The sequence below is a fragment of the Nonomuraea sp. NPDC049309 genome (assembly GCF_043196965.1).
GTDB classification, from domain to species: Bacteria; Actinomycetota; Actinomycetes; order Streptosporangiales; family Streptosporangiaceae; genus Nonomuraea; species Nonomuraea fastidiosa.
In genome coordinates this window covers 454734-467696 of record NZ_JBICSH010000003.1, presented here as the reverse complement: position 1 = coordinate 467696, position 12963 = coordinate 454734, and the positions used below count along the sequence as shown (strand labels likewise).

The 12963-nt window shown below is 70.6% G+C and carries 9 protein-coding genes; 5 read left to right on the top strand and 4 right to left on the bottom strand.

Translation table 11 applies throughout. From position 1 onward, the window contains the following. Positions 1 to 16 precede the first annotated feature (16 nt). Positions 17 to 1033 carry a hypothetical protein gene (locus ACGFIM_RS22845; protein WP_393203306.1) on the top strand — a complete coding sequence of 339 codons (1017 nt, stop codon included), beginning with the start codon at positions 17 to 19 and terminating at the stop codon, positions 1031 to 1033. Positions 1034 to 1199: 166 nt separating this feature from the next. On the opposite strand, the gene ACGFIM_RS22840 is transcribed toward ACGFIM_RS22845, so the two are convergent. The 4 genes from ACGFIM_RS22840 to ACGFIM_RS22825 form a co-directional block, all read right to left on the bottom strand. After that, on the bottom strand, positions 1200 to 6074 hold the full coding sequence (locus ACGFIM_RS22840; protein ID WP_393203304.1) for an NAD-glutamate dehydrogenase: 4875 nt from the start codon (positions 6072 to 6074) through the stop codon (positions 1200 to 1202). Between the two features lie 38 nt (positions 6075 to 6112). Further along, positions 6113 to 6916 (bottom strand): tryptophan 2,3-dioxygenase family protein, encoded by an 804-nt coding sequence (locus tag ACGFIM_RS22835; RefSeq protein WP_393203302.1) that lies wholly within the window; start codon positions 6914 to 6916, stop codon positions 6113 to 6115. Positions 6917 to 7001: 85 nt separating this feature from the next. Continuing rightward, positions 7002 to 7205, bottom strand: a complete 204-nt coding sequence (locus ACGFIM_RS22830; RefSeq protein WP_393203300.1) for a zf-HC2 domain-containing protein — start codon at positions 7203 to 7205, stop codon at positions 7002 to 7004. Next, the gene (locus ACGFIM_RS22825) at positions 7205 to 7759 is read right to left on the bottom strand and encodes a sigma-70 family RNA polymerase sigma factor (protein ID WP_345396666.1); all 555 of its coding nucleotides are present in this window, start codon (positions 7757 to 7759) and stop codon (positions 7205 to 7207) included. The genes ACGFIM_RS22830 and ACGFIM_RS22825 overlap by 1 nt, the downstream gene beginning before the upstream one ends. A 108-nt stretch (positions 7760 to 7867) precedes the next feature. On the opposite strand from ACGFIM_RS22825, the gene ACGFIM_RS22820 reads away from it, so the two are divergent. The 4 genes from ACGFIM_RS22820 (at position 7868) to ACGFIM_RS22805 (ending at position 12712) form a co-directional block, all read left to right on the top strand. Further along, positions 7868 to 8494 carry a DUF4142 domain-containing protein gene (locus tag ACGFIM_RS22820; RefSeq protein WP_393203298.1) on the top strand — a complete coding sequence of 209 codons (627 nt, stop codon included), beginning with the start codon at positions 7868 to 7870 and terminating at the stop codon, positions 8492 to 8494. A gap of 15 nt (positions 8495 to 8509) precedes the next feature. Further along, positions 8510 to 10144, top strand: coding sequence for a DUF1996 domain-containing protein (locus tag ACGFIM_RS22815; RefSeq protein WP_393203296.1), 1635 nt, complete (start codon positions 8510 to 8512; stop codon positions 10142 to 10144). A gap of 71 nt (positions 10145 to 10215) precedes the next feature. After that, complete coding sequence (locus ACGFIM_RS22810; protein WP_393203294.1) at positions 10216 to 11067, top strand: ferric reductase-like transmembrane domain-containing protein; 852 nt, start codon at positions 10216 to 10218, stop codon at positions 11065 to 11067. Positions 11068 to 11095: 28 nt separating this feature from the next. Beyond that, complete coding sequence (locus ACGFIM_RS22805) at positions 11096 to 12712, top strand: NADH-ubiquinone oxidoreductase-F iron-sulfur binding region domain-containing protein (RefSeq protein ID WP_393203292.1); 1617 nt, start codon at positions 11096 to 11098, stop codon at positions 12710 to 12712. Positions 12713 to 12963: the final 251 nt, after the last annotated feature.

Below are 12963 nucleotides of genomic sequence, written 5' to 3'. Positions count from 1 at the left end.
CGAATAACATGGCGAGGTGCGTGCATACGGTCGGCGGAGGACGCTGGCGCTCGCCGCCGGTCTTCTCGCCGCGGTGACCGCCTGCTCCGGCGATGCCCGACCGGCCTCCTCGACCCCGGCGGCGGCCACCTCCACACCCTCGCCGTCCCCTGAGCCGCCGGTCGTCACCAAGCAGGAGGCGGCCGAGGAGTTCGCCGCCTACACCCGCACCGACGATCTGCTGCGCCGTGTGCCGAGCGAGTTCCAGGGCCGGCTGCTGCAGGTGCAGGACATCACGACCGGCGGGCAGTGGCAGCTCACCCAGGCCGCCTACCTGTCCACCGGCTACGAGCCGCCGCGCCATCAATGGGGCACGCCGACGTTCTACGTGCCGCGGTTCGCCAAGGGCGACGGCGCACCCTGGTTCAGCGTGCTGGTGCCGCGCGACGGCCGGCCGACGCTGCTGACGTTCGTGAAGTCCGACCGCTGGCGGCTCAGCTCGGCCGCCGAGCTGCTGCCCGGCCAGAAGCTGCCGCCGATCAAGCTCGACGCCGAGGGCTATGCCACGGCGGTGCCCGCCGACGACAAGACGATCACGATCAGCCCGCAGTTCATCGGACCCGTCCACGCGAGCGTGGCCGAGACCGGCAAGGCGGGCGTCACCGACGGCCTGCTCGCCGCCGGCCCCTACACCACCGAGGTGGCCGAGCAGATCGCCGAGCGCCGCGAGAGCGCCAAGAGCGACGGCTTCAGCTACGACTCGATCTTCAGCGCCGACAACTTCCCCGTGTACGCGCTGCGCACCGAGGACGGCGGCGCGCTCATCCAGTACTCGCTGTCGCGCACCACGTCCACGCAGACCAAGACGGCCGAGGACGACTACATCCCGGTGCCCGACTCGGCGCGCTGGGCGATCAGCTCGCCGGTGCTGCGCCGCTCGCTGAAGCTCACCGAGACGCACCAGTACGCGACCGCCGTGCCGCCGCTGTCCGCCCCGGCGCCCGCGCCCGTCATCGCCCACGACGGCGCGCTGACCCGCGCCTCCGGCCAGTAGCGCCAGGCAGGACGCCGAGCGCCCGCTGCGCGGCCGTACAGACGGCGCCAGAGCCCTCTGCGCGGCCGTGCAGACGGTGCGAGAGCCCGCTGACCCGACGTGCGCGCCCTCACCCGACGTGCGCGGGAAGGGCCGGGGCGGGCGGGAAGGCCCGCCCCGGCGGCGCTCACGCCTCCGTGTGAGGCAGGTTGCTCGCGGCCACCAGCGTGCGGATGGCGCGCAGCGCGACCGACAGCGTGGCCAGGTCGAAGTTGTCGCTCTCCCAGATCTCCGACAGCGTCTGCCTGGCCCTGGCGACGGCCGCCGCGTTGGCCTCGGTCCAGCTCGCCAGCCGCTCCTCGGGCGACAGGCCCGGCTTGCTGTGCGCGAGCACGTCGCGGGTCAGCGAGGCGTGCGCGGCGTACAGGTCGTCGCGCAGCGCCGAGCGGGCCATCGAGTTCCACCGGTTGTCACGGGGCAGCGCGATGATGCGCTCGCGCAGCCGGGCGAGCTGCAGCCGGTCGGCCAGGTCGAAGTAGACCTCGCCGACCTCGTTGACCGGGCGCCCCGTCAGCGAGGCGATCTCCACCAGGTCCAGCGTGGAGTACGCGGGCACCATCGCGGCCACCCGCTCGGCCATCTCCTCGGGCACCCCGCGGGCCACGAACGAGTCGCGGCGCTCCTCGTACGCGGCGAGGTCGGGCCCGGTGAGCAGCTTCGGCAGGTGCGCGATGAGACCGTTGACGCCCTTGTCGAAGAACGCGACCGAGGCGGCGAGGTCGAGCGGCGGCCGCCGGTTGACCAGCAGCCAGCGCGCGCCGCGCTCGGCGAGCTTGCGCGCCTCGAGCAGCATCTTGATCTGCGTGGCGGTCTCGACCTGGTTGTCCAGCGACTCGACCTCGCGGTAGAAGCCGGGCAGGTCGAAGACCTCGCGCGCCACCAGGTACGCCCGCACGATGTCGGGCGTGGACGCGCCGGTCTCCTCGCCGAAGCGGTACAGGAACGTGGTGCCGGCCGAGTTGACCAGCTCGTTCACCACGCGGGTGGTGATGATCTCGCGGCGCAGCGGATGCTTGTCCATGTACGGCCTGAAGCGCTCGCGCAGCGCGGACGGGAAGTACTCGACCAGCCACGACGCCAGGTAGGGGTCGTCGGGCAGGTCGGAGGCGAGCAGCTCGGCGTCGGCCACCAGCTTGGTGTAGGCGAGCAGCACGGAGAACTCGGGAGCGGTGAGCCCGAGCCTGGCCTGGCGCCGCTCGGCGAGCGTCTTGTCCGACGGCAGGAACTCCAGCCCCCGGTTGACCAGCCCGTCGCGTTCGAGCTTGCGCAGGTAGCGGGCGTGGATGTGGAGCATCGAGACGGCCTGCGCGCGGGAGGCGGCGAGCACGACGTTCTGCGCGTAGTTGTCGCGCAGCACCAGCTCGGCGACCTCGTCGGTCATCGAGGTGAAGAGCTGGTTGCGCTGCTTGTCGGTCAGCTCGCCGTCGCGGACGACCTGGTCGAGCAGGATCTTGATGTTGACCTCGTGGTCGGAGGTGTCGACGCCGGCCGAGTTGTCGATGAAGTCGGTGTTGATCAGTCCGCCGTTCAGCGCGAACTCGATGCGGGCGAGCTGGGTGAAGCCGAGGTTGCCGCCCTCGCCGACGACCTTGCAGCGCAGCTCGGAGGCGTTGACGCGGAGCGCGTCGTTGGCCTTGTCGCCGACGTCGGTGTGGGACTCGGAGGTGGCCTTGACGTACGTGCCGATGCCGCCGTTCCACAGCAGGTCGACCGGGGCCTTGAGGATGGCGCTGATCAGCTCGTGGGGCGCCATGGACGCGACGCCCGCGGGGATGCCGAGCGCGTCGCGCATCTGCGGGGTGATCTGGATCGACTTGGCGGTGCGCGGGAAGACGCCGCCGCCCGGGGAGATCAGCTCGGGGTCGTAGTCCTCCCACGAGCTGCGGGGCAGCTCGAAGAGGCGGCGCCGCTCGGCGTACGAGCGGGCGGCGTCGGGCGTGGGGTCGACGAAGATGTGCCGGTGGTCGAAGGCGGCGACGAGCCTGATGTGCTTCGACAGGAGCATGCCGTTGCCGAACACGTCGCCCGACATGTCGCCGATGCCGACCACGGTGAAGTCGGTCGTCTGGACGTTCACGCCCATCGTGCGGAAGTGGTACTTGACCGACTCCCACGCGCCGCGGGCGGTGATGCCCATGCCCTTGTGGTCGTAGCCGATGGAGCCGCCGGAGGCGAAGGCGTCGCCCAGCCAGAAGCCGTACTCCTTGGCGACCTCGTTGGCGATGTCGGAGAACGTCGCGGTGCCCTTGTCGGCGGCGACCACGAGGTAGGTGTCGTCGCCGTCGTGCCTGACGACGTCGGGCGGCGGCACGACCTTGCCGTCCACGAGGTTGTCGGTGACGTCGAGCAGGCCGGAGATGAACGTCCGGTAGCACGCCACGCCCTCGGCCAGCAGGTCCTCCCGCTTGCCGGACTTCGGGGGCTTCTTCACGACGAATCCGCCCTTGGAGCCGGTCGGCACGATCACGGTGTTCTTCACCATCTGCGCCTTGACCAGGCCGAGGATCTCCGTACGGAAGTCCTCCATCCGGTCCGACCACCGCAGGCCGCCCCGCGCGACCTTGCCGAAGCGCAGGTGCACGCCCTCGACGCGCGGCGAGTACACGAAGATCTCGTACTTCGGCCTGGGCAGCGGCAGCACGCTGATGGCCTGCGGGTCGAACTTCAGCGAGATGTACGGCTTGCGCGCGCCGTTCACCGTCTGGAAGTAGTTGGTGCGCAGCGTCGCGTGGATCATCTCCAGGTACGCCCGCAGGATGCGGTCCTCGTCCAGCGAGGCCACCTCGTCGAGCGCCCCGAGTATCTCCTCGTTGAGCGCCTCCACGAGGTCGGTGCGCACGTCCTCGCCGCGCTTGGGGTCGAGCTTGGCCTCGAACAGGTGCACCAGCAGCCGGGCGATCCTGACGTTGCCCTTGAGCACGTCCTCCATGTACCGCTGGGAGAACGTGCTGCCGGTCTGGCGCAGGTACTTGGCGTAGGCCCGCAGGATCTCGACCTGCTCCCAGGTGAGCCCGGCGCTGAGGATGAGCGCGTTGAAGTCGTCGGCCTGCACCCGGCCCGTCCACAGGGCCTCGAGACCGTCCTGGAAGAGCTTCTTGAAGTCCTTCCTGTCCACGCCCTCGGCCGGGGTGTAGCGCAGGCCGAAGTCGTAGATCCAGGCGTTCTTGGTGCGCGGGTCGTTGTCGCGGTCGATCTCGTACGGCCGCTCGTCCACGACCTCGACCCCGAGCCGCTGGATCAGCGGCAGCGCCTGCGACAGCGAGATGGGCGAGCCGATCTTGTAGATCTTCAGCCGTCGTTCGCCCTCGGCCGCGTCGTACGGCTCGTACAGGTTGATGCCGACCTTGTCGCCGTCGCCCTCCGCGACGAGCTGTTCGAGCCGCTGCAGGTCGGCCACGGCAACCTTGGGCGGGAAGTCCGCCTTGTAGCCCTCGGGGAAGGCGGCGGCGTAGCGCTTGATGAGCTGGGGCGCCTCCTCCTCGGAGGTCAGCTCGGTCAGCGCGGCGGCCAGGTCGTCCTCCCAGGAACGGGTGAGCGCCGCCAGGCGGGACTCCAGCTCCTCGACGTCCACGCTGGGCGGCGGGAGCTGCTTGCCGCGCTCGCCGCGCACGACGACGTGCAGCCGGGCCAGCGTCGACTCGCCGATCTGGGCGCTGTAGTCGATGGACGTGCCGCCGAGCGCCTTGAGCAGCACCTCCTGCATCTTCAGCCGGACCTTGGTGGTGTAGCGGTCGCGCGGCAGGTAGATCAGGCAGGAGATGTAGCGGCCGTAGTCGTCGCGGCGCAGGAAGAGCTTGACCTGCTTGCGCTCGCGCAGCCGCAGCACGCCGAGCGCGATCGGCAGGAGCTGGTCGAGCGAGGTCTGGAAGAGCTCGTCGCGGGGGAAGGTCTCCAGGATCTCGATGAGGTCCTTGCCGTCGTGGCTGTCGGGGGCGAGCCCGGCCTTGTCCAGCACGTCGGCCAGCTTGCGGCGCAGCACCGGGATGCGGGAGATCGACTCGTTGTAGGCCACGTGGGTGAACAGGCCGAGGAAGCGCCGCTCGCCGATCACCTCGCCCTCGGCCGAGAACAGCTTCACCCCGATGTAGTCGAGGTAGGAGGCCCGGTGCACGGTGGCCTTGCTGTTGGCCTTCGTGATGATCATGAGCTGCTTCTCGCGCGCCTTGGCCCGTACCTCGGGCGGCAGCGCGGCGAAGCTCTCCGAGCCGGCCTTGTCGTCGCGGAGGATGCCGAGCGCCGCTCCGGGCACCGCGCGCAGCGCATCGCCCTCGTCGGTGTGCTCAAGGCGGTACTCGCGGTAGCCGAGGAAGGTGAAGTGCCCGTCGGCGAGCCAGCGCAGCAGGTCGATGCTGTCCTCGACCTCCGCGGGCTCCAGCGGCGGCGGGTTCATGCTCAGGTCCTCCGCCGTCTGCACGGCGAGGGCGCGCATCTTCGCGTAGTCCTCGACCGTGTGGCGCACGTCGGCGAGCACCTTCAGCAGGTCGGTCTCGAGCCTCTTGAGCACCAGGGGGTCGGACTGCCGGTCGATCTCGATGTGGATCCACGACTCGACCAGCATCTGGCCGGTGATGTCCTCCTGGTCGCGGCCGAGCATCCTGCCGGTCATGTCGCGGCGCACCCGCATCTGCGGGTGGACCACCAGATGGGTGCCGAGGCCGTGGCGGTCGAGCTCCATCGTGACTGAGTCGACGAGGAACGGCATGTCGTCGGTCACCACCTCGACCACGGAGTGGCCGGGGTCCCAGCCGTTCTCCTCGATCGTGGGGGTGTAGGCACGGACCACCGCCCTGCCTTGGGGGCGGACCTCCGCGAGCTGCCTCTGGGACATCGCGGGGCCGTACACGTCAACGGGGTTGCGGTCGAGCAGGTCCTCCGGTGCGACATGTCGGTAATAAAGCCGCAGGAAGGACAGCGCCTCCTCGGCGCTCATATGCTCACTGCTCGCCGCGCAGCTTTCCGCGGCTCGCTGGAGCAGCTCATCCTTGGCCTCGTCGAGCGGCATCTCGCTCTCACTCCTTTGTGAGGGTTCGCCATGGCTGTTCATAGCCAGGCCCTTAGTTCCCACAGCAGCGGGAAGTAGTGCAGGCGCGTCCTGCCGCGCGGATGGGGAGCACCGGTCGAGCCGCCTGTGCCCGATCTGGTGCCGATCTGGCGCTCGACCCTCTGGACGTGGCGCATCCGCCACAGCGCGGCGGTCTCGTCGTGCGTCAGCAGGTCTTCGGCCAGCTGCCACGGGTCGTCGTGAGACCCGCGGTCCCTCGCCACGGCCGGCAGCGAGTCCATGATCTCGCTGTCGGAGACCGGCAGGCCACGCTGGGAAAGGGCGGTCTGGTAAGCATCCCACAGGGTGGGCTCCGCGAGACTGCGGCGCAACCGGGCGAGCTCGTCCTCGCCCGCGTGCCCGAAGGAGCCGAGATGGCGCTCGTCCTTCGGCCCCGCCGGCGACTCCGGCTTCCCGAACGACACCGGCTGGAACCCGCTCGCGGGCGCCGGACCGGCACGGAAGGCCGGGAAGTCCTGCGGGGTCATCGTCTCCAGGACCTCGACCTGCTCGGTCATCACCCGCTCGGCCGCGCGCACCCGCCGGAACAGGTGCCCGGCCCGCCACGGCTCGCCCGCGGACATCGCGGTGCGCGCCGGCTCCAGTTCCCGAAGCAGCGGCTTGACGCACGGCTCAGAGACCTGGTGCGCGGTGATGAACGGCTGCTCGTCTGGGGCCGCGGACCGCGGCCGCCGCTGGTCGAGGAGCTCGGGCAGGCGAAGGTGGTCGCCGTAGGAGAGCAGGCCGCCCTGCCCACCGAACCGCCGATGCGGGGGATCGGGCGCATCACCGTCGATGCCCACCGAACACCTCCCCCTGACCACCCGGCCAGGTCAGACCGGGTGTGACGCCTTGCCCTACCGATACCACCCGAAAAGGGGACGAACGTCAACGTGACATGGAAGACATCGGAGGGTCATCGCCCGAGGTCGAGGAGGGGTCGTGTTTGAGCTCGTCGAGCTGCAGGGGCACCTCGGCGAACTCCACCAGCTCCGCCTGGCATCGCTCGCACGTTTCGAGGTGGCGTTCGAACGCCTCGTGCTCCTCCTCATCGAGGACGCCGAGGACGTAGGCGGCCACCCCCTCGTGCATCAGCCGGCTACCCCCTTGTCCCGCAGCAGCTCGCGGAGAGCCCGGATCCCGTAGTAGAGCCGGGACTTCACCGTGCCCGGCGGGATCCCCAGAATCTCCGCCGCTTCACTTATCGTACGGTCTCGAAGGTAGGTCTGCTCAATGACTTCGCGGTGTTCCGGAGACAGGGACCGCAGCGCGTCAGCGACGACCATCGCCGATAACGCCCGCTCCGATCCGTCCGGGACCGACATCATGTCGACTTCAGGCGGCTCGACCTCCTGCGGCCGGACGCTCTTCCGCCGACGACCATCAATGACTATGCGGCGGGCCACGGTGAGCAGCCACGCCCATATCAGGCTCGGTTCCCATTGCAGTCTTGCCGAGTTTCGCCAGGCTCTGACGATCGTCTCCTGCACGACGTCTTCAGCCCACTGAAGGTCGTTACCTGTTGATTTACGTACGTGGCGCAGCAGAGGGCCGCCGAACTCCTGGTAGAGCACCGCGATGCGGTGCTCCGCCTCGGCATCCGCACTCTCGAACCTGCCGTCGAGGTGACCTAGCACGGGGCACATCTTTACACCTTCGTTATCCAAGCGGTAGCCACTCCGATAACTCCAGTCATTTCTAACTATCTCCGGCCATACGTGAACCTCGCCTGCTACGGCCGCGTACCTCCGACCATGCACAGGCTTTTGCGCGGCGAGTTGTTCATGCTCGGCGGCTTCGTGGTAGCCGCCGCCGCGACGATCGCGCTGGTCATGCCCTCGGCGATCGGCCCCGCGTCCGCTCAGTGGGCGCCGCGGTCGTCGGGGCCGCTGACGGCCGCCGACGTCGATCTGCTCTTCAAGGTACGCCAGGCGGGCCTCTGGGAGATGCCCGCCGGCGAGTACGCCCAGACCCGCGCCGAGTCCCAGCGTGTGAAGGAGGTCGGGAAGCTCCTGCGGGATGAGCACAAGGAGCTCGACCTGCTCGTCCGCCAGACGGCGAAGAAGCTCGGCGTGGCCCTGCCCGACGAGCCCAGCCCTGAGCAGCAGCGCTGGATGGCCCAGCTGGCGGCCGAGAGCGGCCCCGCCTTCGACAAGGACTTCGCCAACCTGTTGCGTGCCGCGCACGGGAAGGTCTTCCCCGTCGTGGCGGGCGTGCGGTCCGGGACCAGGAACTCCGAGATCAGGAAGTTCGCCCAGGAAGGCATCAACTACGTGATGCGCCACATGGCGTACCTGGAGTCCACCGGCTTGGTGGACCACAGCCGGCTTCCGGAAGCCCCCACGCCCTCACCCGCTCCACCCGTCGTCAACGGCGGTTGAAAAGAGGAGACACACATGACGAGATCCAGACGCATGGCCGCGGCCGTGTCCGCGCTGGCCGTGACGGCGACCGGCCTGGTGTCCGCGGCCGTCATCGGCGTGGGCCCGGCGGTCGCCGCCCCCTGCATCCCCGGACAGACCGGCCAGTCACCTCAGGGGCGGCAGACCCAGCAGCCCGGCAGAGACCAGCCCGACGGAAACCAGCAGGGCAGGAACCAGCAGGGCAGGAACGAGCAGGGCAGGAACGGCCGGGGCTTCGACAGAGACTTCGGCAGGGACTTCGGCCGGCGCGGCCAGGCGCAACAGGACCAGGACCAGAACCAGCAGCAGAGCCGTAACCGCCAGGTCGGCCGGCAGGGCCAGGACGGGCAGGGCTTCGACCAGCAGGCGCCGCAGGGCGGCGGCGTGGCCGTGAATCCGCGTTCTCCCGATGACGAGAACGACGGCGGCCCGTCGCTTTTCTCGCGCCGCCGCGGCGGTAAGCCGACCAATTCCCCCAGCCCGACCCCCAGCCCGACCGATAATCAGGGCAATCCGGACAACGGAAACAACAACGGCAATAACGGGAACGGCGCCAATAACGGCAACGGAAACAACGACGGGAGTAACAACGGCGACAACGGGAACACGGGCGACAACACCGGGAACAACGGCAATCCTGGCGACAACGGCAACAACAACGGAAACGGCGGGAACAACGGGGATAACGGCAACGGCGGGAACAACGGCAATGCCGACCCCTCGCAGAGCCCCTCGCCCTCTCCGACCGCCGGTGACCCCTGCGCCGGCCTCGGCCCGTTCGTCCAGGACTTCGTGGACATCCGGCAGGTGCAGCCGACCCGCCTCGACGCCCGGTTCGGCAGGAACGGCTCGCGCGGCTCGTTCGTCTCGCGCTGCGGCACCAACCGCGAGGGCCACAACAACCCGGACAACTTCATCGTCGCCCCCGGCGTGCAGAACGGCGCGCACCACCTGCACGACTACGTCGGCAACCTCTCGACCGACGCGTTCTCGACCGACGAGAGCCTGGCGGCGGCCGACACGACCTGCCGACTCGGCGACCAGTCCACGTACTTCTGGCCGGTGATCAGAGACCGCAGGTCCGACACGAACGCCGGCGACCCGGACGGCAACGTCGGCCAGGTGCTGCGGCCCCGCTCGGTCGAGCTGCGCTTCCGCGGCAACCCGACCTCCAGGGTCGTCGCCATGCCGAGGTTCATGAGGATCATCACCGGCGACGCCAAGGCGGCCACCAACGGCACCGCTAACGCACACGCCGCCTGGACGTGCACGGGATTCCAAAATCGCATAACAACCGATAAATATCCGCTTTGCCCGCGCGGGAGCCTGGTGGTTCGTATTCTGGACTTCCCCAGCTGCTGGGACGGCCAGAACACCGACAGCGCCGATCACCGCACGCACGTGGTCTTCCCCGACCAGAACGGTGCCTGCCCCCAGGGGACCAGGGCGATCCCCCAGCTCCGCATGACCCTCACGTACGCAGTACCGCAAGGACCCTCGTACGCCCTGGACGCCTTCCCGGAGCAGAAGCACAACCCGGTCACCGACCACGGCGACTTCGTCAACGTGATGCCCGACAGGCTGATGCAGAACGTCGTCAACTGCATCAACCGGGGCCGCCGTTGCTGATCTGATCGGCCGCCCGGCCAGGGCACCCAGCCTTCCGAGTCGCACCCTCACTCGACCTTGGAGGGAACTACATGCTCCACAGACGACACCCCAGGCACGCCCCTACCCTGCTGGACACCAGGAACGTCCGGCTGGGGGCGAGCGCGATGATCGCTGCCGTCATGCTCTCGGCGTTCGCGCTGACCAGGACCGAGCAGGGCATCGCGATGCTGGGCCGAGGGGTCGGCTTCCTCGAGTTCTACGCAGGCGTGTTCGCCCTGGTGCTGCTGACCGCGACCGTCGCGCTCGGCCTGATCACCACCGAACGCGTCTTCCTGTCCCCGGCCAACCGGGTCAGGGCCCAGCTCGCGCACCGGGCCACCGCGCTCATCGGGCTGGCGTTCCTGCTGACGCACATCACGCTCATGATCAGCCTGGGGCACGTGCCGGCGGGGGCCGCGGTCGTGCCGATCGCCGGGATCTGGGTGGGATTCGGCACCCTGGCCTTCGACCTCATGGTCGTGGCCGTGGTGACGGGCATGATCCGAGGACGCTTCGCCGTGCGGAACAGGCCGTGGATGTGGCGGATCCTCCACTCCGCCGCCTACCTCGCCTGGCCCATCGGCATCATGCACGGATTGACGGCCGGCCGCCCGCCGGCCGGTTGGGTGGCCTGGTCGTACGTGGCCAGCATGGCGGCGGTCGGCAGCGCGCTGATCGTCCGCGTGCTGGCCACGGTCCGCCGGCCGCCGATCGTACCCGAGCGGGTGCCGGGGCCCGAGGTCACGTCCGCCGCTCCGGTGGGCGTGCCCGCCGAGCGTCCCGCCACCGCCCGGACCAGGGCCCAGGAACGCAGCAGGGAGGCCGCCGCCGCGGCGACGGCCCGGGCCGATGCGCCCGTCAGCCTCGCCGAGGCGCGCCGCAGGTACAGGGAGGCGGGATGACCCCGCCCGCACGCGAACAGGAGGCTTCGTGATACCCGCCCGCGTCCCACGGGTGCTGCGCATGGGTCCGGCCCGGCTCACCGCCGGGCTGGACCACTGCCGCCGTCTCGACCTGCCCGCCCACCGCACCCTGCACGGCCTCGTGGAGCCGCGCGAGCTGAACGAGCTCATCTCGTACGCCAACGAGGTGGACATGCGCGGCCGGGGCGGTGCGGCGTTCCCCTTCGCCAGGAAGCTCAGGGCGGTGGCCGACGCCGCCGGCACCGGCGAGAGCGTCGTGCTGGTCAACGGCGCCGAAGGCGAGCCGGCCAGCTCGAAGGACGCCATGCTGCTCACCCGCAACCCGCACCTCGTGCTCGACGGCGCGGTGCTGGCCGCCGAGGCGCTCGGCGCCCGCGAGGTCGTCGTCGCCACGGCGGGCGGCGAGGTCGCAGAGGCGTCCGTCGCCGCCGCCGTGGCCGAGCGCCGCGCGGCCAACGTCTCCGGCGGCGCCGAGAGCCGCGTCCCGATCAGGGTGGTCGGGATCAAGGAGCGGTTCATCTCCGGCGAGGGCGGCGCCCTCGTCCGGGCGGTCAACGGGGAGGAGGGCATCCCGCCGGGCAGGAAGAAGCGCGCCGCGCACAGCGGCGTGGACGGGCTGCCGACCCTGCTGTCCAACACCGAGACGTACGCGCAGCTCGCGCTGCTGGCCGAGTACGGCCCCGAGAAGTACGCCGAAGTGGGCACCGCCAGGGAGCCCGGCACGATCCTGCTCACCGTCAGCGGCGGCGCCGCCAACGGCGCGGTCATCGAGACGCCCACCGGCACCCTGCTGGCCGACGTGCTCGCCCTGTGCGAGGCGGACGCCGGCGACGGTGTGCTGGTCGGCGGCTACCACGGCGCGTGGCTGTCGGCCGAGGCCGTCGAGACGGCGGTCATCTCGCGCGAGGGCATGAAGGCGGCAGGGGCCACCCTCGGTGCGGGCATCATCGTGCCGCTCGGCGAGTCCACGTGCCCGCTCGGCGAGGCCGCGCGGGTCGCCTCGTACCTCGCGTCGGAGTCCGCCGGGCAGTGCGGGCCGTGCCGGCTCGGCCTGCCCGACGTCGCCAGGGCCCTCTGCGCGCTCGCCGAGGGCACCGGCTCCGTGGACGCGGTGCGCCGCGCCGTGCGCGTCGTCGAGCGCCGCGGCGCCTGCTTCCACCCGGACGGCACGGCCAAGTTCGTGCTGTCGGCTCTGGACGCGTTCGAGGACGAGATCGCCGTCCACCTGGAGCACGGCTCGTGCGGCCGTCCGGTACGCGGTGTCATGCCGATGCCGGAGCGCGAGCCCGAGCCCGAGTACCGGCTCGAGGTCGACTGGTCCCGCTGCGCCGGGCACGGCCTGTGCGCGCACCTGCTGCCCGAGTTCGTGGATCTGGACGACTACGGGTTCCCGTCGTTCAGGACGATCCCCGGGTTCATGCTCAAGGACGCGCGCCGGGCCGTCGACATGTGCCCCGCGCTCGCCCTGCGCCTGGCCCAGACCACCGGCGACGGCCCCAAACCGGCCGGCTCCCCGCTGCGGCTGGTCAAGGACGGCGTGCTGAAGAAGGCCGGGGACAGCGTGCCCCGCCTCGCCCGCGTCGGTGGCCTGCCTCGCTTCTCCCGCGTAGGCGGCCCCGCCTGACCCGAGGGGCCCGGCGACGCGTGCCGTGGACCCGCACCCGGCACACCCCGCCCCGCCGCCGGGCCCCTCCCCGACCGAGCCCCGCCCCTTCCCGGCACCACACGCCGGACGACCCCACCCCACGCGGCCGCCCTCCGCGTCCGCACGACTCCGCCCGACGCCCCGACCAGCCCCTCGCCCGCTCCTGCGCCCCCGTGACGCCGCCGCCGCGCCGCCACAGCGTCCCCGCCCGCCCTCCGCGGAGCGTTCAC